The organism is Ruania rhizosphaerae (assembly GCF_009805705.1).
Lineage (GTDB): Bacteria > Actinomycetota > Actinomycetes > Actinomycetales > Beutenbergiaceae > Ruania > Ruania rhizosphaerae.
This window is the reverse complement of sequence record NZ_VSMB01000001.1, coordinates 614,063-634,589: the sequence shown is the minus strand read 5'-3', so window position 1 is coordinate 634,589 and position 20,527 is coordinate 614,063. Positions and strand designations below refer to the sequence as shown.

The 20,527-nt window shown below is 69.0% G+C and carries 21 protein-coding genes and 1 tRNA gene; 12 read left to right on the top strand and 10 right to left on the bottom strand.

The window, feature by feature from the left end:
* Positions 1 to 3 precede the first annotated feature (3 nt).
* Positions 4 to 1,224 carry an MFS transporter gene (locus FV560_RS02750; RefSeq protein ID WP_159618992.1) on the bottom strand — a complete coding sequence of 407 codons (1,221 nt, stop codon included), beginning with the start codon at positions 1,222 to 1,224 and terminating at the stop codon, positions 4 to 6.
* A 72-nt stretch (positions 1,225 to 1,296) separates the two neighbouring features.
* On the opposite strand from FV560_RS02750, the gene FV560_RS02745 reads away from it, so the two are divergent.
* Entirely contained in the window at positions 1,297 to 1,659 is a 363-nt protein-coding gene (locus FV560_RS02745) for a MerR family transcriptional regulator (RefSeq protein ID WP_159618990.1), read from the top strand.
* A 323-nt stretch (positions 1,660 to 1,982) separates the two neighbouring features.
* Here the strand turns inward: FV560_RS02745 and FV560_RS02740 are convergent, their stop codons facing one another.
* Positions 1,983 to 3,182: an MFS transporter gene (locus FV560_RS02740; protein ID WP_159618988.1), complete on the bottom strand. Its 1,200-nt coding sequence runs from the start codon at positions 3,180 to 3,182 to the stop codon at positions 1,983 to 1,985.
* A gap of 89 nt (positions 3,183 to 3,271) precedes the next feature.
* On the opposite strand from FV560_RS02740, the gene FV560_RS02735 reads away from it, so the two are divergent.
* Positions 3,272 to 3,715 carry a winged helix-turn-helix transcriptional regulator gene (locus FV560_RS02735; RefSeq protein ID WP_200837497.1) on the top strand — a complete coding sequence of 148 codons (444 nt, stop codon included), beginning with the start codon at positions 3,272 to 3,274 and terminating at the stop codon, positions 3,713 to 3,715.
* A gap of 146 nt (positions 3,716 to 3,861) precedes the next feature.
* On the opposite strand, the gene FV560_RS02730 is transcribed toward FV560_RS02735, so the two are convergent.
* Together FV560_RS02730 and FV560_RS02720 are read right to left on the bottom strand one after the other, a co-directional pair.
* Positions 3,862 to 4,011, bottom strand: coding sequence for a hypothetical protein (locus FV560_RS02730; protein ID WP_159618984.1), 150 nt, complete (start codon positions 4,009 to 4,011; stop codon positions 3,862 to 3,864).
* Positions 4,012 to 4,638: 627 nt separating this feature from the next.
* Positions 4,639 to 4,722 (bottom strand) — tRNA-Leu (locus tag FV560_RS02720).
* 334 nt (positions 4,723 to 5,056) lie between these two features.
* Between FV560_RS02720 and FV560_RS02715 the strand changes: the two genes are divergently transcribed.
* The 7 genes from FV560_RS02715 to pknB are packed head-to-tail and all read left to right on the top strand — an operon-like array spanning position 5,057 to position 14,267.
* Positions 5,057 to 5,767 (top strand): FhaA domain-containing protein, encoded by a 711-nt coding sequence (locus tag FV560_RS02715; protein ID WP_159618982.1) that lies wholly within the window; start codon positions 5,057 to 5,059, stop codon positions 5,765 to 5,767.
* Positions 5,764 to 6,246 carry an FHA domain-containing protein FhaB/FipA gene (locus tag FV560_RS02710; protein ID WP_159618980.1) on the top strand — a complete coding sequence of 161 codons (483 nt, stop codon included), beginning with the start codon at positions 5,764 to 5,766 and terminating at the stop codon, positions 6,244 to 6,246. The genes FV560_RS02715 and FV560_RS02710 overlap by 4 nt, the downstream gene beginning before the upstream one ends.
* 8 nt (positions 6,247 to 6,254) lie before the next feature.
* Positions 6,255 to 7,658, top strand: a complete 1,404-nt coding sequence (locus FV560_RS02705) for a PP2C family protein-serine/threonine phosphatase (protein WP_159618978.1) — start codon at positions 6,255 to 6,257, stop codon at positions 7,656 to 7,658.
* The gene (locus FV560_RS02700) at positions 7,658 to 9,223 is read left to right on the top strand and encodes an FtsW/RodA/SpoVE family cell cycle protein (RefSeq protein WP_159618976.1); all 1,566 of its coding nucleotides are present in this window, start codon (positions 7,658 to 7,660) and stop codon (positions 9,221 to 9,223) included. Before FV560_RS02705 ends, FV560_RS02700 begins: the two co-directional genes overlap by 1 nt.
* The gene (locus tag FV560_RS02695) at positions 9,220 to 10,677 is read left to right on the top strand and encodes a peptidoglycan D,D-transpeptidase FtsI family protein (RefSeq protein WP_159618974.1); all 1,458 of its coding nucleotides are present in this window, start codon (positions 9,220 to 9,222) and stop codon (positions 10,675 to 10,677) included. The genes FV560_RS02700 and FV560_RS02695 overlap by 4 nt, the downstream gene beginning before the upstream one ends.
* A complete protein-coding gene (locus FV560_RS02690) occupies positions 10,674 to 12,323 on the top strand; it encodes a serine/threonine-protein kinase (protein WP_159618972.1) in 1,650 nt (549 codons plus the stop codon). Before FV560_RS02695 ends, FV560_RS02690 begins: the two co-directional genes overlap by 4 nt.
* Positions 12,324 to 14,267: a Stk1 family PASTA domain-containing Ser/Thr kinase gene (pknB, locus tag FV560_RS02685; RefSeq protein WP_159618970.1), complete on the top strand. Its 1,944-nt coding sequence runs from the start codon at positions 12,324 to 12,326 to the stop codon at positions 14,265 to 14,267. It abuts the gene before it with no gap.
* A gap of 100 nt (positions 14,268 to 14,367) precedes the next feature.
* On the opposite strand, the gene FV560_RS02680 is transcribed toward pknB, so the two are convergent.
* The 4 genes from FV560_RS02680 to FV560_RS02670 are packed head-to-tail and all read right to left on the bottom strand — an operon-like array spanning position 14,368 to position 16,731.
* Positions 14,368 to 15,000 carry an aminodeoxychorismate/anthranilate synthase component II gene (locus tag FV560_RS02680; protein WP_159618968.1) on the bottom strand — a complete coding sequence of 211 codons (633 nt, stop codon included), beginning with the start codon at positions 14,998 to 15,000 and terminating at the stop codon, positions 14,368 to 14,370.
* Positions 15,000 to 15,161 (bottom strand): hypothetical protein, encoded by a 162-nt coding sequence (locus FV560_RS20035; RefSeq protein WP_200837496.1) that lies wholly within the window; start codon positions 15,159 to 15,161, stop codon positions 15,000 to 15,002. Before FV560_RS20035 ends, FV560_RS02680 begins: the two co-directional genes overlap by 1 nt.
* Complete coding sequence (locus FV560_RS02675) at positions 15,161 to 15,952, bottom strand: class E sortase (RefSeq protein WP_159618966.1); 792 nt, start codon at positions 15,950 to 15,952, stop codon at positions 15,161 to 15,163. Before FV560_RS02675 ends, FV560_RS20035 begins: the two co-directional genes overlap by 1 nt.
* The gene (locus FV560_RS02670) at positions 15,949 to 16,731 is read right to left on the bottom strand and encodes a DUF881 domain-containing protein (protein ID WP_159618964.1); all 783 of its coding nucleotides are present in this window, start codon (positions 16,729 to 16,731) and stop codon (positions 15,949 to 15,951) included. Before FV560_RS02670 ends, FV560_RS02675 begins: the two co-directional genes overlap by 4 nt.
* Positions 16,732 to 16,831: 100 nt before the next feature.
* Between FV560_RS02670 and FV560_RS02665 the strand changes: the two genes are divergently transcribed.
* From FV560_RS02665 to FV560_RS02655, 3 genes are all read left to right on the top strand, one after another.
* Positions 16,832 to 17,503: an O-methyltransferase gene (locus FV560_RS02665; protein ID WP_159618962.1), complete on the top strand. Its 672-nt coding sequence runs from the start codon at positions 16,832 to 16,834 to the stop codon at positions 17,501 to 17,503.
* A 65-nt stretch (positions 17,504 to 17,568) separates the two neighbouring features.
* The gene (locus FV560_RS02660; RefSeq protein WP_159618960.1) at positions 17,569 to 17,814 is read left to right on the top strand and encodes a cell division protein CrgA; all 246 of its coding nucleotides are present in this window, start codon (positions 17,569 to 17,571) and stop codon (positions 17,812 to 17,814) included.
* A complete protein-coding gene (locus FV560_RS02655) occupies positions 17,814 to 18,224 on the top strand; it encodes a TIGR03618 family F420-dependent PPOX class oxidoreductase (protein ID WP_159618958.1) in 411 nt (136 codons plus the stop codon). The genes FV560_RS02660 and FV560_RS02655 overlap by 1 nt, the downstream gene beginning before the upstream one ends.
* Before the next feature lie 115 nt (positions 18,225 to 18,339).
* On the opposite strand, the gene FV560_RS02650 is transcribed toward FV560_RS02655, so the two are convergent.
* The gene (locus tag FV560_RS02650) at positions 18,340 to 19,386 is read right to left on the bottom strand and encodes a LacI family DNA-binding transcriptional regulator (RefSeq protein ID WP_200837495.1); all 1,047 of its coding nucleotides are present in this window, start codon (positions 19,384 to 19,386) and stop codon (positions 18,340 to 18,342) included.
* 59 nt (positions 19,387 to 19,445) lie between these two features.
* Positions 19,446 to 20,525 (bottom strand): enolase C-terminal domain-like protein, encoded by a 1,080-nt coding sequence (locus FV560_RS02645; protein WP_159618956.1) that lies wholly within the window; start codon positions 20,523 to 20,525, stop codon positions 19,446 to 19,448.
* Positions 20,526 to 20,527: the final 2 nt, after the last annotated feature.

Sequence of the window (20,527 nt, the reverse complement as noted above, 5' to 3'; positions counted from 1 at the left end):
CCATCATGCTTCGGCGCGTTCGCGGTCGCTGCGCACCGCGTACGAGGGGAACGCGTGGCGGCGCGCGGCCACGGCCACGACGAGCGCGGCGGCGACCAGCACGAGAGCGGCCCACGACAAGGACGCAGGACCAGCGCCGGCCAGGAGCAGCCCGCCGACGATGCCGCCACCGGCCATCCCGACGTTCCAGCACGTGACCACGAGCGACTGCGCGACGTCACCGGCGGCCCCTGCGACCTCCGCGGAAGCCGTCTGCAGCAGGGTCGCCGCACCGCCGAAGGACAGCCCCCACGCACCGGCGCTGAGGAACACCAGCCACGGCGTCGCCGCGAACAAGCCGAGCACGAGCATGGACACGGCGAACAGCGCGCAGCTGGCGACGACGAGCGTGCGCAGGCGGCGGTCGATGAGCGCCCCGGTGATCCAGATGCTCGCCAGCGAGAGCGCGCCGAAGACCAGCAGCAGCACGTCCACCTGCCCGGCCAACCCGAGCGGGGCGAGGAACGGTGCAATGAACGTGTACAGGACGTTGTGTGCCAGGACGAAGGCGAGGGTCACGAACAGCACCGCGACCACGCCAGGGATCGCGAGCGTCCGGCGCAACGGCAGACGCGCTTCCTTCCTCTGCCCGGGGAAGTCCGGGACCGTAGCGAGCGCCCATCCGACGAGCACGAGGGTCAGCAGTGTCATGACCCCGAAGGTGTAGCGCCAGCCGACGAGCCCGGCGAGAAACGTCCCGGCAGGCACGCCGATGGACAGCGCGATCGGCGTCCCGGCCATCACGATCGCCATCGCCCGACCGCGCTGGTGAGGCGCGACCATGCGGCGGGCGTAGCCGGCCAGCAGCGCCCACAGCAGGCCCGCGACCACGCCGGCCACGAACCTCGCAACCATCGTCAGGACGTAATTGTCCGAGACTGCGGTGACCGTGTTCGCCACGGCGAACCCGCCGATCGCGAGCAGCAGCAGTCGCCGACGCGGCCAGCCGATGGTCGCCGCGGTCAACGGCACCGCAGCGAGGGCCGAGCCGATCGCGTAGACGGTCACGGTCTGCCCGGCAGCGGACTCGGTCACCCCGAGATCGCTACTCATCGCCGGCAGGATCCCGGCGGGCAGGGCCTCGGTCATGATCGTGATGAAGCTCGCCGTGCACAGGGCTAGGAGCCCTGCCAGGGGCAGGCGTTCAGATCGAGCTGCAGGCGGCAGGGTGTCGATTCGTGTCATGACGCCATCGTCAAAGGTTGACGTTAACGTGAAGGTCAAGTCGACCACCGCGGACAACGATGAGGGGCACGCATGAGAATCGGAGAGCTTGCGAAGCTCACGGACACGTCCACCAGGGCGCTGCGGTACTACGAGGACGAGGGGCTGATCGTGCCGGGCCGCATGCCAAACGGGTACCGGGACTACGACGACTACCTTGTCGACCGGGTCATTCAGATCCGCGGCCTCATCGACACCGGGCTGCCGACCCGGATCATCAGGCAGATCCTCCCCTGCCTCGACAAGCCGAGGACGATCCACTTCGTCGACGCGACGCCCGAGATGCTCGCGACGCTCGAGCGCGAGCGCGACCGCATGACCGAGCGCATCGACTTCCTCGCCCGCAACCGCGACGCGATCGACGAGTACCTCGACGCTGTCAAGGCACTCGCCTAAGCCCCAGACGAGACGGCCACGAAGCGGCGACGCCAGTCGGCTCGTGATGGCGCTGCTGACGACCGCGCGCCGGATCAATGCCGAGTGAGCCCCCGCCCTGTCCCGATACGACCTTCTCCGAGGGCAGCCGACCGAGCGGATCACGAAGCGCAGTCTGCGATCCCTCTGACGTGCAACAGAGTTGCAGACACCGCGTCCACGATCGAGATCAAGCTGTCCGCGGATGCGGGAGCCGCAAAGACCCTCTGATGAGACGCGACCTTGCGTGACCGACTTCCTGGACCGATGTCTCCGCGTTGTCCAGAGCCAGCGTCGCGGCCGCGTCATGAAGCCGTGACCCGATCAGCATCGGGCCGTCGTGGCACAGGGCCGCGTCGCAGCGCTCGAGAGCCGAGCGCCCACGCGGCCAGAGCAGCGGCGGCAAGCACTGCGCCGAGCACGGAAGACCCGGTCCATCCACTGACCCCGTAAGCGGCCGTGGTCGCGACCGCACCGAAGGCGGAGCCCGTGGAGTAGAACACCATGTACGCGCCGATGACGGTGGACGTGATCGTTGGATAGCTGGTGGTGAGGATGTGCTGGTTGCTGACGTGCGCGGCTTGAACGGCGAAGTCGAGCAGCAGGATGCCGAACGCGAGAATCAGCAGCGACCATCCGAGACCGGCGATCGCAGCCCAGGAGGAGAGCAGCAGGACGACGGCCGCGCCGGTGATCCGGTTCGAGTTCCCCCGGTCGGCCCACCGCCCGGCGCGGGCAGCTCCGAGCGCACCGGCGAGACCTGCTACACCGAAGAGCCCGATCGCCGCCTCGCTGAGGTGCCACGGCGTGGACCCGAGGGGAAGCGCCATGCCGCTCCACAGCGCACCGAAGGACGCGAAGAGGAGGAACGCGATCACGCCGCGACTGAGGAACAGGGGATCGGCGAAGAGGCCGGCGAAGGTTCGCAGAAGACGCCCATAGCCGACGCCTCCGGTTCGGCTCTCCTCAGGAAGTGCCCGAAGCGCGAGCCCGCACAGCAGCACGGACAGGAGCGCGATCGCCGCGTAGACGCTGCGCCATCCCCACAGATCCGCGAGGGCACCGGCGAGGATCCGTGATCCGAGGATGCCGACGACCACGCCGGAGGTTACGATCCCGAGGTTCCGACCGCGTTCGGCCGGAGCCGACAGAGCGGACGTGAGAGCAACCGCGATCTGGACGACGACGGCGAAGACCCCGGCCATGGCGAGCCCGACGAACGCGATCCAGGCAACCTGCGCGAGTGCTGCCACTGTGAGGCCCAGGGCGATCACCGCCAGATGCCCAGCGATCAGTCGCCGCCGGTTCAGCATGTCGCCGAGTGGCACGAGCAGCACCAGGCCGAACAGGTATCCCACCTGCCCGACGGCGATGAACCAGCCCGTGGCGTCTGCGGCGACGCCCAAGTCGCGCCCCATCTGTCCCAGCACCGGCTGGCCTGCGTACACGCTGGCGACGGCCGTCCCGCACACCACCGCCATCAGCAGCCTCGTCTTCCGGTTCATCTTCACCCCCGACGATTTGGTTGCAATTTGCTACGCTTGGAGCGTACGGCAGTTGAGTTTCAAACTGCAACCAAATGAGGAGGTGCACGATGGTGGCGGATGCTCAGGCTTGGACGGACCCCGAGTGCCCTGTCGCGCGGGCCGCCGACCTCGTGGGAGACCGGTGGAGCCTGCTGATCGTGCGTGACGCGATGGATGGGGCGCGCTCGTTCACGGACTTCCGGGAGCGAACCGGGATCGCGCGCAATATCCTCACCGACCGGCTCCGCAAGCTGACCGAGCACGGCCTGATGGCCCAGGTCGATCCCCCCACCGGCGCGAGGAAGCAGTACGCCCTGACGCCTTCAGGGAAGGACCTCTTCCCGGCCATCGTGGCACTTCGGCAGTGGGGCGAGCGGCACGCCTTCAAGGCGGACGAGTCGCACTCAACCCTCGTTGACGGCTCTGGCGAACGAGTTCCTCTGCTCGCAGTCACAGGGAGCGACGGCGCGGTACTCACCTCCGACAGCACGCGCGTGCATCACGGGCAGTAGCAGCACAAGTCAGACTCATTCGAGTGCAGTCCGGTGATTCGTGAACCCGGGTGCTGTCGCTTCCCGACCCCGACCACGCCGAAGTCGCAGGCGGCTGCGATTGAGGGCAGGTTCTCTGGCCAACCCCTCGTTCAGCACCTGGTCGCTCAGTCGAGCAGCTCGGAGACCGCCGCCTTGAGCTTCGACACCAGCGACCGGACATCGTCGTCCTCGGCAATCTCCACCGCCAGGCTCGGACCATCGGGGATGGAGACCTCGACATAGACCTCGCTGCCGAACCAGGGCGTGGACGACACGAGCATCACATCTACGTCGGAGGCGCGGCCTGACGGGAGGGCTGCCTCGGCGATCGGGATCGCCTCCAGGCGAGATCCTTGGCATGGGGATGCTCGGTCATGCGCGCGGCTCCGCGACGCCGTACCGGGCGCGCCCACGCCTGCCGAGCCCGTCGAGGTCGATGACGCCGGCGACGTAGTCCTCCTGGTCGGCGAGGACCTCGTCAGAACGTCTCTTACGCGCGCACGTGAGACCTTATGGTTTCCAGCTACACAAACTACACACCTTCAACGTTTCCGCAGGTCAGAGCGCAAATCCAAGCGCGCCCCTTCCCTGCCTGACGACCAGCCCGAGCTGTCTGGTCACCCTCGGCCGGCCGGTGCCGGCCTGCTCACTCTCGGCCAACACCCTGATAGCCATTCTCCCGATCGCACCGGCTGCCTGGCTGGCCCGGGCACCCCGTTCGGAGCCCGGCCATCCCCGGCCGTCCGAGGTCGGGGCTGCTCCCTGCGTCCACCGCTGCTCGCGGGCGGACGCCAGGCCCAGGGTTCCTGCCGCGGAGGCCGCTGTTGCATCGGTCGTTGCTGAACGACGAAGGGCCCCTCGACCAGACGGTGTTCTGCCTGGTGAGAAGCCCTTCGCTCACGTGCGCGAGGGGGGAGTTGAACCCCCACGCCCTTTCGGGCACACGGACCTGAACCGTGCGCGTCTGCCTATTCCGCCACTCGCGCGAGTTGGTGGACCCACGCCACCGAGGCGACGCGAACACCGAAGATTAGGTTACACGATCGCCACGTGCGCCAGCCAATTCTGCGGGTCACTGTCAGCAAGCACACACCGCTCCACGTTCCCGGCTTCCCAGCCCGACCAGGCCGCCGCCCGGCCGTGATCTGGAGCCGGCCCCTGCATCACGAGCCCCTTCCCCGGCACGCCGTTCCCCGCCGACGCGCGCGAGAGCATACGATTCCAAGGGAGAACGATGCCCGCCTCGGCTCGTGGGACCTGCACAGGCCCATAGGCCACCGGCGGCGGGTCCGTAGCGATGAGGTCCTCAGGAGGTGCGCTGTGGGAGTCCTCGACCGGTTCGAGAAGGGTGTCGAGCGGGTGGTCAACAATGCCTTCGCAAAGGCATTCCGTTCCGACCTCAAGCCCGTGGAGATCGCCAGCGCCATCCGGCGGGACATGGATGAGCGCACCGCTGCCCTCTCCCGTGGCCGCACCGTGGTGCCGAACACGTTCACCGTCGAACTGGCCCGCAAGGACTACGACCAAGTCCTCGACTGGGGCGAGGACGCGATGGCCGAGGAGATGATCGGCGCGGCGACCGATCACGCCACCAGCCAGCACTACGTCTTCGTCGGACCCGTGGACGTCCAGTTCGACCAGGCCGAGGACCTCGAGCCCGGCCGGTTCCGCGTCCGCTCCTCCTCCAAGCGCGGGGCTGTCGCACCCGCCACCACCGACAGTCCGAGCCGGCGACACCCCATCCTGGACATCGACGGTCAGCGCTACCTGCTCACCGGACCGGTCACCGTCATCGGCCGCGGCTCGGAGGCAGACATCATCGTCGACGACACCGGGGTCTCCCGTCGCCACCTGGAGATCCGGATCACTCCGGACGGCGTCGTCGCCACCGACCTCGGCTCCACGAACGGCACCTATGTCGAGGGCCACCACGTCGAGGCCGCCACACTCGTGGACGGCAACACTCTGACCATCGGGCGCACCCGGATCATGTTCTGGTCCGGCACCGAGGATTCCGGTGCCCCGGCGTGAGCGAACTGATCGTCACCCTCTTGCGGCTGGGCTACTTGGCGCTGATCTGGCTGCTCGTCCTGTCCGCCATCGCCGTGCTGCGCCGCGACGTCTTCGGCACCCGGGTCCTGGCACGAGGCTCCGTGCTGACCGGCAGCAAGCCCCGGCCATCAGCACAGCAGCGCCCCGCATCTGCCCGCGGTAGCCAGACCCCCACCCGGCTGCGCGTGACCGCCGGACCACTGAGCGGCACCACCTTGCAGCTCGGGGGCTCCGCCGTCCTCATCGGGAGGGCCCCCGGGTCCACGCTCGTCCTCGAGGACGACTACTGCTCGGCCCGGCACGCCCGGATCTTCCCCGATCAGGGTCGCTGGTGGGTCGAGGACCTGGGCTCGCGGAACGGCACCTACCTAGGATCCACGCGAGTGCACGAGGCGGTCCCGGTCGAGACCGGCTCTCCCATCCGGATCGGGCAGACGATCATCGAGCTGCAACGGTAGGCCCCGCAGTGTCCGTCGCACTCAGGTACGCGGCCCGCTCCGACGTGGGGCTGGTCCGCACCGTCAACCAGGACTCCGGGTACGCCGGGCCCCAGCTACTCGTGCTCGCCGACGGGATGGGCGGACCAGCCGGCGGAGACATCGCCTCATCGGTCGCGGTAGCCCATCTGGCCGCTCTCGATGGTGAGGCGCACGGCGGCGACGATCTGCTCGACCAACTGCGCCGGGCCATCTCTGCGGCACACTCCGACCTGCTCGACTACACCGGCGACCGGCCCGAGCTCCACGGGCTCGGCACCACCGTCATCGCGCTGCTGCGTTCGGGCAGGAAGATGGGCATGGTCCACGTCGGCGACTCCCGTGCCTACCTCTTGCGCGAGAACGGTCTCACCCAGGTGACCGAGGACCACACGCTCGTCCACCACCTCGTCACGACCGGTCAGCTGACCGAGGAAGAAGCCGAGCACCACCCACAACGGTCGGTGCTGTTGCGGGTACTCGGGGACGACCCTGACGCGCCGACCTTGGACGAGTCCGTGCGCGAGGCGCGGATCGGTGACCGCTGGCTGCTGTGCTCGGACGGATTGTCCTCCTACGTCTCCACCGACACCATCGCCGATTGCCTGCGCGAGTACACCGACCCGGGCCGGTGCGCGGATGCACTCGTCGACCTCGCCCTCCGTACCGGCGGACCGGACAACATCACCGTCGTCATCGCCGATGTGGTCGACGCCACCGATCTGCCGGAGATGGCCCCGCAGATCGTCGGCGCCGCCGCCGTGGACCGGGAGCGTCCCACACGGGGTGGAACGGGTGCGGCGGCACGTGCCGCGGCCATGGCTCGCCAGGCTCAGAGCACCGAGGATGGCACCGACGACGTCGGACGCACCGAACGCGACGCCCTCGCCGAGCTCGACCCGCCCGAACCTGCGATCCGCAAGCTGCTGCGCTGGGGGATCACCACCGTAGTACTGCTCGCCCTGATCGCCGGCGCCGCCACCATCGGCTACCGGTGGTCGCAGACCCAGTACTACGTGGCTACCGACGGTGAGAACGTGGTGATCTACCAGGGCATCCCGCAGGAGCTGGGGCCGATCGCCCTCTCCGAGGTCCATGAGGTGACCGACGTCCCGCTGGCCGATCTGCCCACCTTTGCACGCGCCCGGGTTGAGGCCCACATCGCGGCCACCAGTTTGGCCGACGCGGAGGAGATCGTTTCCGGCCTACGTGACCAGCTTCCGCAGGACCCGACCGCACCGCCGGCCGAGGAACCCAGCGACGACCCGGGTGAGGATCCATCGGGCCCCCCGACGGACGACCCCTCACCGGATCCCACCGCTACCGGCACCGGCGCACCCCGTCCGGGAAGCCCGGGCCCCGAAACCACCCCCCTGACGGCGGTGCTCACCTGATGGCGACCGTGGCACCGAGCAGAATCCGCACCGGTCGAGCGGCCGAGGTGTGGCTGCTGCTGCTCGCCGTCGCCCTGGGGGTGGGCGGGTATGCCCTGGTGGGCCTGAACACCGGTGACGCCCTGCCCGAGGACTTCGGCCGGTACGCGCTCATCCTCGCCGGGGTGGCGGTGGTGCTGCACCTGGTGGTGCGCTGGCGTGCCCGCTACGCCGACCCCCTTCTCGTGCCGCTGGTGCTCGCGCTGAACGGTATCGGCCTGGCGATCATCCACCGCATCGACATCGGCATGACGGCCCGTGGGATCCCCTTCGCCGCCGGCCCCCGCCAGCTGATGTGGACGGCCCTGGGGGCGGTGCTCGCCGCCGCCGTGATCATCGCCCTGCGTGACCACCGCACGCTGCGCCGCTACACGTTCACCGCGATGGTGGCCGGGCTGGTGCTGCTGGTGCTCCCGATGACGCCCGGTCTGGGAGTCAACCGCAACGGAGCTCAGCTGTGGATCGAGGTGGGCCCGCTCTCCTTCCAGCCGGCCGAGATCGCCAAGATCCTGCTGGCCATCTTCTTCGCCGGATACCTGGTGACCAACCGGGACGTCCTCACTCTCGCCGGCCCGAAGATCCTCGGCTTGCAGCTCCCCCGGGTCCGCGACCTCGGCCCGCTGCTGCTGGCGTGGGCGGTCGCGATCGGCGTGCTCGTGGTGGAGCGGGACCTGGGCACCTCACTGCTCTTCTTCGGTTTGTTCGTCGCGATGCTCTACGTCGCCACCGAACGCGCGAGCTGGATCATCATCGGCCTGCTGATGTTCGCCGCCGGCGCCTTGCTCGCGGTCAATCTGTTTCCGCACGTGGCCGATCGTTTCGACATCTGGCTCAACGCCCTCGACAGCGACATCTACAACCGGGAGTTCGGCGGCTCCGGGCAGCTGGTGCGCGGCCTCTTCGGGCTGGCGCTCGGTGGTCTCATGGGCGCCGGCTGGGGGGAGGGCTTCCCGCATCTGACCACCCACGCGAACTCGGACTTCATCGTCTCCGCCCTCGGCGAGGAGCTCGGCCTCACCGGGTTGATCGCGATCCTGCTGATCTATCTCGTGCTCGCCCAGCGCGGTCTACGGATGGCGATCGGGGTCCGCGACGGTTTCGGCAAGCTCCTCGCCTCCGGGCTCGCGTTCACCCTGGCGTTCCAGTGCTTCGTCGTCGTCGGTGGTGTCACGCGCCTCATCCCGCTGACGGGGCTGACCATGCCGTTCATGGCGGCCGGCGGATCCTCCCTCGTCGCGAACTGGATCATCATCGGCCTTCTCGTGCGCATCTCGGACTCCTCCCGCCGCCCAGCCGCCGAGGGAGGCGGGGAAGTGGTCGGCGCCGAGACCGCGCGGATCGCCCTGAGTACCCAGAACGAGGGCACAGGCAAGGGTCCCGACGGCGCAGCTCGCCCTCGCCGTCGAGGTGGCACCTCCGCCGCGGTGTACGACACCGCCGACGACGTCCCCCGTGTGCCCGCGAACGACGCCCACGATCAAGACGACGACGATGACCAGCACACCGAGGTGGTCGAGCGCCCATGAACGCACCACTTCGCCGGCTCTCGGTACTCGTGATCCTCATGTTCGTGGCCCTCATGGGCGGCGCCACCTGGGTGCAGTACTTCCAGGCGTCGTCCCTGAACGCCGACTCACGGAATGTGCGCACGCTGTACCGCGACCACGGTCAGGATCGTGGCCCGATCGTCGTCGCTGGTGAGCCGGTCGCCTACTCCGAGCCGGTCGACGACCCGTTCGGGTTCCAGCGCGTCTACGCCGACGGTCCGCTGTACGCCCCGGTCACCGGCTGGTACGGGCTCTATCAGGCCACCGGCATGGAACGTGCCGCGCACACCGTGCTCAACGGTACGGACGACTCGCTGCTGCTCTCCCGGGTGCGGACCCTGTTCACCGGTGCCGAGCAGGGTGGCGGATCGGTGGAGCTGACCATCGACCCGGCCGCGCAGCAGGCCGCCTGGGACGCGCTCGATGGACGCAGGGGTGCAGCGGTGGCGATCGACCCGCGCACGGGAGCGATCCTGGCGATGGTCTCCCGCCCGAGTTACGACCCGAACGCCCTTGCCGCCCACTCCAGTGCCGACGCGGACGCCGCCTACACAGGGCTGCTGGAAGACGAGGGCGACCCGCTGTTCAACCGCACCATCGGCGGCAACCTGTACGCACCGGGCTCGACCTTCAAGCTGATCGACCTGGCGATGCTGCTCGAGACGGGCGACTACGACCCCGAGACCGAGATCGAGGCCCCCACGGAGTACCTGCTACCCGGCACTCAGGACACGATGCTGCGCAACCCTGGAGGCGGTACGTGCGGCGGGGAGACCGTGACGCTCGAGTACGCCCTGCAGGTCTCGTGCAATACGCCCTTCGCGATGCTCGCCGTCGAGCACGGTGACGACGCCCTGCGCGAGCAAGCGGAGGCCTTCGGTTTCGGGGAGCCGCTCGATGTGCCGATGTCGGTCACCCCGAGCCGCTTCCCTGCCGACCCGGACCCCGCGCAGACCGCGATGAGCGCGATCGGGCAGTTCGACGTGCGAGTCACGCCGTTGCAGATGGCCATGGTCTCGGCGGCAGTGGCCAACGATGGCGACGTCATGCGCCCGTATCTGATCGCCACCGAACGGGGACCGGACCTGCAGGTGACGGCGCGGACTGAGCCGGAGGTCTTCGCCGAACCGATCTCGGCGAGCACCGCCGCGACGATGCGGGACCTGATGGTCAACGTCGTCGCCAACGGGACCGGATCGCCCGCGCAGATCTCCGGAGTCCAGGTGGCGGGCAAGACCGGGACGGCGGAGACCGGCTCGGATGAGGACGTCGCCCCGGACGCGTGGTTCACCGCCTTCGCCCCGGCGGACGACCCGCAGATCGCCGTGGCCGTCGTGGTCGAGGACGGCGGAGCGTACGGCGAGGAGGGCACCGGGGCGTCCGTCGCGGCACCGGTGGCACGGCAGATCATCCAGGCGGTGCTGGCCGAATGACACCCACGGCCGGACTACTGCTCGGGGAACGGTACGAGCTGACCGAACGGCTCGCCACCGGTGGCATGGGAGAGATCTGGGTCGCTACGGACCTGCACCTGCGCCGTCATGTGGCCGCCAAGGTGCTGCGGGCGGAGTTCGCCGGCGATACGCATTTCCTGCAGCGGTTGCGCACCGAGGCACGCAACTCGGCCGCTCTCTCGCACCAGAACATCGCCGCGATGTACGACTACGGGGAGCAGCGCGGTGCCGGTTACCTGATCATGGAGCTGGTGATCGGGGAGTCCCTGGAAGACCTGCTGCGACGCGAGCGCACACTGGAACCGGCGCAGGTGCTGCCGATCCTGGCTCAGACCGCGCGCGCCCTGCACACCGCACACATGGCCGGGGTGGTGCATCGAGACGTGAAGCCCTCCAACATCCTGCTCACGCGTGACGGCTACGTGAAGATCACCGACTTCGGGATCTCCCTCGGGGCGAACCAAGCACCGATGACCGCGGCCGGGATGGTCATGGGCACCGCCCAGTACCTGCCACCCGAGCAGGCCATGGGTCGTGCAGCCACCGGCGCTGGCGACATCTATGCCCTCGGCGTTGTCGCCTTCGAGGCGCTGGCCGGCCGGCGGCCGTTCACGGGCTCATCGCAGGTGGACATCGCCTTCGCTCACGTGAACCAGCCGGTGCCGCCGCTGCCCTCTCACCTGGACGAACGCGTCCAGGAGATCGTGCTGCAGATGCTGGCCAAGGATCCCGAACAGCGGCCCCGGTCAGCGGCGTCCCTGGCGCGCGCGTTGGAGACCTTGACGGAGTCGCTGCGGGTACCGCTCGCGGACGACACCCGCGACGAACCGCCGGCGACCGCCGTCGCCGCACCCCTTCCGATTCAGGCGCCGATGGCGCCGCAGGACGCCCCGGGCACGCCCGCCCGGGGAACGTCCTCAGATTCCCGGTTGCGGGAGAACCCCGGCCCGACGGCGGATGCTGCCTCGACCCGTGACCCGGCCCGGGACAAGGGTTCCGCAGGTGCCGCTTCGGCCCACGCGCCGGTGTCGCACCGAGGGGATCCGGCCACGACGACCGGTGAGCATCGCCGTACTCTGGCCGAGGCTGCCCGGCAGAATCCGCTCGTCGCGGCACGTGCGCGCCACACCTCCTCAGGCAACTCTGAGGCGAGCGGGCGCGGTGAGGCAGACTCCCACGAGGACGACCTGGCCCCGCCCCGATGGCGGCCGGTGGCCGGCAGCGAGGGCGCCGGTCAGCGCGTGGCCCCACCGGGCAACTCGGCTGCGGCGGCGGCCGATGGCCCGGTCTCCGATCGCCCGGCCTCGGCACAGCACGAACCTCCGCAGAACCGATCGCGGTCGTCGGTGACGGGCGATCCACTGACCCGTCGCGATCTGCGTTCCGGCGCCCACGGGAGTGCTCACGGCAGTCCGCGACACGGCCCGGCCGGGCTGCTCGACCGGCTGGGCCGGACAGGGCGGTGGATCGCTCTGGTGGTCGCGGCTGTGGTGCTGACGACGCTGCTGGTGCTGTTGTTCAGTAGGCTGGGCGCTGCAGCAACGCCGTCAGCAGCTGTCGTGACCCTCCTGGTCCGGCCCGTGCAACGGCCTGAGTCCCCAGCCGAGAGAGTGAAGGAACGCTAAGTGGCCAACGACGTTCCCCGGGTCCTCGCCGGTCGCTACGAGATCGGTGAGCCGATCGGCCGTGGCGGCATGGCCGAGGTGTTCATCGGCAAGGACAACCGGCTCGGCCGGTCCGTGGCCATCAAGGTGCTGCGTTCCGACCTCGCCCGGGACCCCAGCTTCCACACCAGGTTCCAGCGTGAAGCGCAGTCCGCGGCATCGCTCAATCACCCGGCGATCGTGTCGGTCTACGACACCGGGGACGAGACGATCACCGGCTCCGACGGCACGGAGACGACCATCCCGTTCATCGTGATGGAGTATGTCGAGGGCCACACCGTCCGCGACCTGCTGCGGGATGGGTCCGCGCTTCCCCTCGACGAGGCGGTCGAGATCACCCAAGGTGTCCTGGCCGCCTTGGAGTACTCCCACCACGCTGGGATCGTCCACCGCGACATCAAACCGGCTAACGTCATGCTCACCCCCACCGGCGCGGTGAAGGTGATGGATTTCGGCATCGCCCGCGCCATGGCCGACTCGGCTGCCACCATGACGCAGACCCAGGCCGTGGTCGGCACCGCACAGTACCTCTCCCCGGAACAGGCGCGCGGCGAGGTGGTCGACGCCCGCTCCGACCTCTACTCCACCGGCTGCCTGCTGTATGAGCTGCTCACCGGGCAGCCGCCGTTCACCGGCGATTCAGCGGTGTCCGTGGCCTACCAGCACGTGAGCGAGGACGCTCGGCCGCCGAGCAGTCTCGCCTCGGACATCCCGGAGACTCTTGACCGGATCGTCATGAAGTCGCTCGCCAAGGACCGTGACCAGCGGTACTCCTCGGCAGCCGAGTTCCGTTCCGACCTGGACGCTGCCGTCTCCGACGGTGTGGTCCGCGCGCCGGCCGTCGGCGCGCTCGCCGGTGCCGCCGCGGGCGCGGCTGGTGCCACACAGGTGCTCGGCGGGATGGGCGCCGAACCGCCGCCGAGCCGGAGGGACGCCCGCGCCGAGCCGGCCGAGGAGGACGAACCGCGCTCCAACAAGGCACTCATCTGGATTCTTGCGACGATCGGGGTGATCGCCGCCGTCGCCATCGTGCTGCTGCTGCTGAACCGGCCACCGGCCGAGCCCGAGGCCCCGCCGCAGGTGGCAGTACCAGACCTGGCCGGAATGACGCAGGACGAAGCGCGTACGACCCTGGCCGAGACGGTACCCGTGGATGAGGAGGGCCTCCCGGTCGAGGGCGAGGACGGGCTCGAGCTCGTGGTCGGCGACCCCGAGGCCAGCGATGAGGTTCCGGCCGGGGAGGCGCTCTCCTGGTCGCCCGAGACAGACACGATGGTCGAGGCCGGGAGTCCTGTCACCGTGGTGTTCTCGGCCGGTCCGGATTCATTCACCATCCCGGATGTCTCCGGCCTCACGCAGGAACAGGCCCGGCAGGAGTTGGTGGACGCGGGATTCGACGCCGCCAACTTCAGCGTGCAGACCCGCGACGAACCGGAGGTCGAGGAGGACGAGGTGATCGAGACCGATCCGGCGGCCCAGACCGAACATCCGGCGGACGGTGCGATCGTGATCGTCGTCGGCACCGGCAATGTGGTGCTGGAGGACCTCACCGATCAGGATCTGGAGCAGGCGCAGAACACACTGCGCGAGCTGGGTCTGAGCTGGCGGGTGACCGAGCAGGAGGACGACGGCACACCGGGACGGGTGCTGAGCCAGAGCCGTGAGGGGACCATCCCGATCGACTCCGAGGTCGAGCTGGTCGTCTCCATCCCGGCACCCGAGCCGACTGAGGAACCCACCGAGGAACCGACGAACGACCCCACTGACGATGCCGGTGCAGACAGCGATGACGCGACCGACGGGGCCGACAGCGGCGGCGACACCAGCGGCAGCCCCGACGCGGGAGCGGGAACCGACGGTGCGGACGCCTCAGGCGACCCGAACGGCGAGAACTCAGGCGACTGATACTCCCCTCGGCGAGTTGCCAGATGTGGCCCGTTCGAGTGCATGCCGACGGGCCGCGACGGGCAACTCGGTGAGGTAACCAGCGGCTGACGTCACTTGGTCAGCGCGCGACGAGCGGAGCCATCCCCGCTGAGCGCTCCACGGCCGTCTCGTCCCCGGTCACCGCGAGCCAGTTCGCCAGCAACCGGTGCCCACCCTCGGTGAGCACCGACTCCGGGTGGAACTGCACGCCATGCAATGGCAGCGTGCGGTGCTGGAGTCCCATGACGATGGCGTTGGCCGTCGTCGCGGTGACGTCGAGCTCCGCGGGGACTGTGTCCGCCTGGACCGCCAGGGAATGGTAGCGCGTGGCCGTGAACGGTGACGGAAGGCCGGCGAAGACGCCGACGCCGTCATGGGAGACCTCGGAGGTCTTGCCGTGCATGAGTTCGGGTGAGTGGGTCACCACACCGCCGAAGAGCTCCCCGAGCGCCTGGTGGCCGAGGCACACACCGAGCATCGGCAGACCCGCGTCGGCGCAGCGCTCGATGACCCGCAACGACTCACCCGCCTCCTTCGGCGTCCCCGGTCCGGGTGAGACGAGTACGCCGTCGTAGCCGTCAAGCACGTCCGCCTCGGCGAGCGCCGGATCGTCGTTGCGCAGCACCACGGTCTCCGCCGCCAACTGCTGCAGGTAGCCCACGATCGTGTAGACGAAGCTGTCGTAGTTGTCCACGACAAGCACGCGGGGCATCAGGACGCCCCGACCGTCTGATCGTTGAACGGCATGTAGGGAGCAACGGCGGGGAAGACCCACAGGAACAGCACCGCCACCACCGCAGCCACGAGGATCAGGGACAGCAGCGCCTTCACGGCCTTCGGCCCGGGCAGGATCCGCCAGATTGCCGCGTACATCAGGAGTCCTCCAACAGTTCAGCAGGCATACCGTCCTCGAGCGGGATCCAGTGGTCCAGCTCGGCGTGCACGATGTAGCGCTCGGCGGTCGACCACAACGGGTGGCAGGTCGTCAGCGTCAGCATCGCCGCGCCCGGCTCCACACCGGGTTCACCAGGAACCGGCGCGATCACGTCCACCTCGGTGGGCTGCACGATCGCGTGCTCGGTCACCTTGTAGACGTACCAGGCCGTGTGGGTCTGCACGATGATCGAGTCGCCGGCGGCGAGAGTGTCGATGTGGAAGAACGGCCGCCCATACGTCTGGCGGTGGCCCGCCACCGAGAAGTTGCCGACCTGACCCGGCATCGCCGTGTCCGGATAGTGACCGACCATGCCGGCGTCGAGCACGCTATCGCGTGATACACCCTCGGCGATCGGCCACCGGTAGTCGAGCCCCCAGTCGGGCACCCACAAGGCTGCGAAGGTGTCACCGGAGAGCTCCACCGGCTCCGGCTCCGGCGGGGGCTCCTCGGTACGCTCCTCACCGGCAACCTCGGGGATCTCCACGTCGAGTCCCTCGGTGAACTCCGAGACAGCATCGCCGGCTTCGCGCGCGCCTTCGACGTCGGTCCACCAGAGCTGCCAGACCACGAAGAGACCGAGCAGCAGACCGGCGGTGATCAGCAGTTCCCCGATCCCGCCGACGATCCGGGCACCCACGGTAGGGCGGGGCCGCTTGGCCTGTTGACGACGAGCCACTCGTGCCGCTTCCTCCTGCTGTTCCTGGGCGATCTCGTCCAGACGGCTCATGAGTTGTCTCCGTCTCTCTGGTCCGGCGTCGGCTGTTGCCAGCTAATCGGTTCTTCACCCGGTAACCGTGCGTACTCCATGGAAAGGCCCCCCTCGATCCTCGGCATCTCAAGCTGATCCTCGTCCACCACCGAGTATCCCAGGCTCACCTGGTCCACATACTCGCGGTAGACACGTACGGCGGCAGACTGGTCGAGCCCGGCACGCAGCGCGTCAGTTTCCCCGATGGCGGAGATGACATACGGCGGGGAGTAGACATTTCCGTCCACCAGCAGCACGTTGCCTACGCAGCGGATCTTCGTCAGCGGTCCCAGCCGGTGGCCCTGCACGGTGATCGCCTCGGCACCCCCGGACCACAGCGCGTTGATGACGCCCTCGAGGTCCTGCTGATGGACGAGGAGGGCGTCCGCGCTGAATCCCTCAGGCACGTCGTGAATGAGCGGGGAGTCCGACAACGACACCGTGACGCCCGATCCGGTCGCCGCCGTGCGCCCGGCCGCGAACCGCATCTCCGGGGTGATGGTCTCGGCACTGCCGGCCTCCGACTCCTGCGCCAGCAGCCGGTTCACCTCATCGTCGAGCGCCTGGTACCGGGCGTTGGTCTCGTCCAGGCGTGAAGCCTCGGAACGCACCAGATCCTCGAAGTCGGTCGGCTGACGGCCCTGCTGATCCGCAAACAGGGAAGCATTCGTGGCGAACAACAGCCCTGCGAGCACGCCGACGACGCCCACCCCCAGCGAGATGCCGGTCCGGTGAGCGTCCGTGCCGCGTGCGCTCATGGTTCCAGCATAGGTGGGCATCCTGGTCACGGACAGGCCACGCCCGGTCGGGTGTCCGCACACCTGAGCGCCCGTCGATCATGCGTGTCACGATGGGCCTATGAGCACCGAAGCACAGATCGCCGTCGACGACTACCTGGTGGCCACGCTGGTCGACGAAGACGACGCCCTCGTCTCGGCCCGTGAGGCTGCCGCCGAGACCACGATGCCGGGAGCCGCGGTCGCCCCCAATCAGGGCAAGCTGCTGGCTATGCTCGCCACCGCCATCGGGGCACACCGCGTGCTGGAGCTGGGCACCCTGGCCGGATACAGCACGATCTGGCTCGCTCGTGCTGTCGGACCGGGCGGGCGCGTGGTCACGCTGGAGGTCTCGGAGCAGAACGCGGCCGTCGCACGGCGCAACCTCGACCGCGCCGGGGTGGGTGACGTCGTCGACATCATGCTCGGTCCCGCGGCGGACAGTGCCCAACGACTCATCGACACCGGTCAGGAACCCTTCGATCTGGTGTTCATCGACGCTGACAAACCCAGCAATGCCACCTACCTGCGGGCTGCCCTGGAGCTGACCCGGCCCGGTAGTCTCATTGTGCTCGACAATGTGGTCCGCTCCGGACGAGTGGCCGACCCTGACTCAGCCGATGACCCCGGTGTACGCGGTTTGCGGGAAGCGCTGGCTCTCGCGGCCGGCGACCCACGCCTGGACGGCACCGCGCTGCAGACAGTCGGCTCCAAGGGCTGGGACGGGTTCGCGCTGTTCCGCCGCGTCGCCTGAGTTCTACGCGTCGCCTGAGTTCTGCCCGTAGGATTGGCCCCAGACGTCACGAGGAGATCTCCAGCATGCCTGAGTCGAAGTCCCGCAAGAAGCCCAGCTACACGCCGCCGCCAGAGCCGGCGGCGCCGAAAGCCAACCCGAGTTGGTGGGCTCCCACGATGCTCACGCTGATGATCCTCGGGCTCGTGTGGGTGGTCACCACCTACATCTGGCAGTCCGGCGGTCCCATCCCCGGCATCGGGTCCTGGAACCTGGCGGTCGGCTTCGGTCTGATGATGATCGGGTTCGTGATGACCATGCGGTGGCGCTGATGCCCCGCACGCCACTGAGCGAGAAGGCCCTCGAGCTGCTGCGCCGGCCCAACCCGGCGGTCATGGCGACCGTTCACCCGGACGGCTACCCGGTCTCGGTGGCGACCTGGTACCTCATCGAGGAGGATGGGCGGCTGCTGCTGAACCTGGACGCGGGCCGGGCGCGGCTCAAGCACCTGCGCTCCAACCCGCACGTCTCCCTCACCGCGATCGCCGAGGACAACTGGTACACGCATGTCAGCGTGCAGGGTCGTGTGGTCGAGATTCATGACGACGAGGAGCTCGTCGACATCGATCGGCTGTCGCGCCACTACGGGGGCAACCCGTACCCGGTGCGTGATCGTGCCCGCGTGAGCGTACTGGTCGAGTTGGACCGATGGCACGGCTGGGGCGCGGCACAGGAGGACTGACGTCGACCCTGGGAGGCCGGCTGGGCCCATCACCGCATACCGTGGCGCAATCGACACGGCTCCGGCAGTCTGCGGCACCATCGTGCCGCACAGTGGCGCACCCGTGGCGCTGCGGTCAGGCAGAAGGCCGGCCTGGACTCGCGCGGCGGGCACTCGACTCGCGTACGACCAGCTCGAACGGAACGCTCTCGTCCATCGGCTCGGCCTCACCCGAGGCTGACTGGGCCTCCAGCATTCGAAGCGCGAGCTCCGCGATCGCGGAGCGATCCGGTGCGATCGTGGTCAACGACGGCGTGACGGCGCGTGCGTAGGGGATGTCGTCAAAACCGACGACCGCGACGTCTTCCGGCACGCGCAGGCCGGCCAGTTGCAGGGCGCGGATCGCACCGAGCGCGACCCAGTCGGTGACGGCGAACAGCCCGTCCGGCGGATGGGTGATCTCCGCCAGCAGTCGCTGGGTCGCTCGCTCGCCCTCTTCACCGAGGTTGCCGTGAATGGGGCGCATGAGCATGCCGTCGATGGGCAGTCCAGCTGCTATCAGCGCCTGGCGGTAGCCTTCGGCGCGAGGGTCATCGAGGGCCTCCGGGCGGGCACCGACCATCGCGATCCTGCGGCACCCCTGTGCGATCAGGTGCTCCACAGCGGCACGCGAGGCCGCGACGTTGTCGATCGCGACGTGGTCGGCCACGTGGCGATAGTCCTGCTCACCGAGCAGCACCAATGGAGTCCCGTCGGTCCGGGCGCGCACGTCGTCGGGGGTCAGGTGTTGGGCGCTGACGATCAGACCGTCGATCCGCTGCGGGAAGTGTCCCTCCAGGGCGGCGCGCTCGGCGGCGAGTTCTCCCCCGGTCTCGTGGATGAGGACGAACCACCCCCGCGCCTCGGCCTTCTCGATCACCCGCCCTGCGAGCGAGGCGAAATACGGCATCTCCAACCGCGGCACCACGAGGGCGATCACGCCGGCGCGGCCGCGCGCCAGGTTGCGTGCCGAGAGATTCGGCCGGTAGCCGACTTCGTCGATGGCCGCCTGCACACGCTGCCGCGTAGCCTCGGTGACGTGCACGTAGCCGTTGATGACGTTCGAGACCGTCTTCATCGACACGCCCGCGATCTCGGCGACGTCCGTCAGCCGGGGCCTGGGCGCCTTGGGGTCCGCGGTCACCCGGTCACGCTACCTGCTCGCTTCGCCATGCGCGCCGGATCTGGGGGCGGGCATCGGTCTCATCCGGTCAGGGTGAGACCGAAACCGGGCTGGTCCGGCACCACGATGCTCCCGCCGTCCAGACGGTAGGCACTGGCGTCGACCCCACCCGTGCCACCGGGGACTCCCTCGACAACCTCCACATTGCCCAGGCCCGTTGCCAGCTGGGCTGCATACGCGGTCTTCAGCGGCTGCCCCCACGCATGGGGTGAAGCAGCAACACCCATCTGTGCCAGTTGCGGCATCACGCGGCGCCACGCCGTCAGGCCGAACGTGAGGACGTCCATCAGCAGCACGTCGATGAGGCCGGAGCGAGCCAGCTCGAGCAAGGAGTCTTCTTCCGGTTGCCACTCACCGTCGGCGATGAGCACGCGCGAGCCGCTCTCGCGCAGGTAGTCCCGCACGGCCAGAAGACCGGCAGCCTCTTCCTGGAACGGCTCTTCGATCCAGTACAGGTCGCAGTCCGCGACGGCCCGCAGGAACGCGATCGTCTCGCCCGGGGTGTACCCGTCGTTGACGTCGACGAGCAGGCGGGCATCCGGGTAGTGCTCACGCACTGCACGCGTCACCTCCACGTCCCGGACGAAGCCGGCCTGACGATCCATCCAGCGGTTCCCGCGACCGATCTTGAGCTTGAAGGCGCGGTATCCCGACGACCAGTCCGCCGCACAGTTCTCCAGCACCGCGCTCACGCCCCGGGGTGCATCCTCAGGGTCGAGATCGTCGAAGTAGATCGCGCCGGAGTAGCAGGGAACGGACCGCTCACCGCGCCCGCCGAGCAGCGCGAACACCGGTACCGCCGCGGCGCGCGCTGCCAGATCGTGCAGGGCGAGGTCCAGTGGCGCCGCCGCGGGATCCAGCAGTCCGACGGAGGGCTCGAAGAGCTCCTCCAGCGGATACCCCACCCACTGCTGCAGCTCCCCCGCCCTGCCCTCGACCACACCCCACCCGCTCGCGCCGGTATTGGTGCTCACGCGGGCCACCCTGGCGGGAAACCCTGCGCCATGACTGCCCAGGCGTGCGTTGCGGCCGATCGTGCGCGGGTACCGGACGTCGATGTCGATCAGTTCGATCTCGGTCAGTCGCTGGTCACTGCCCATGT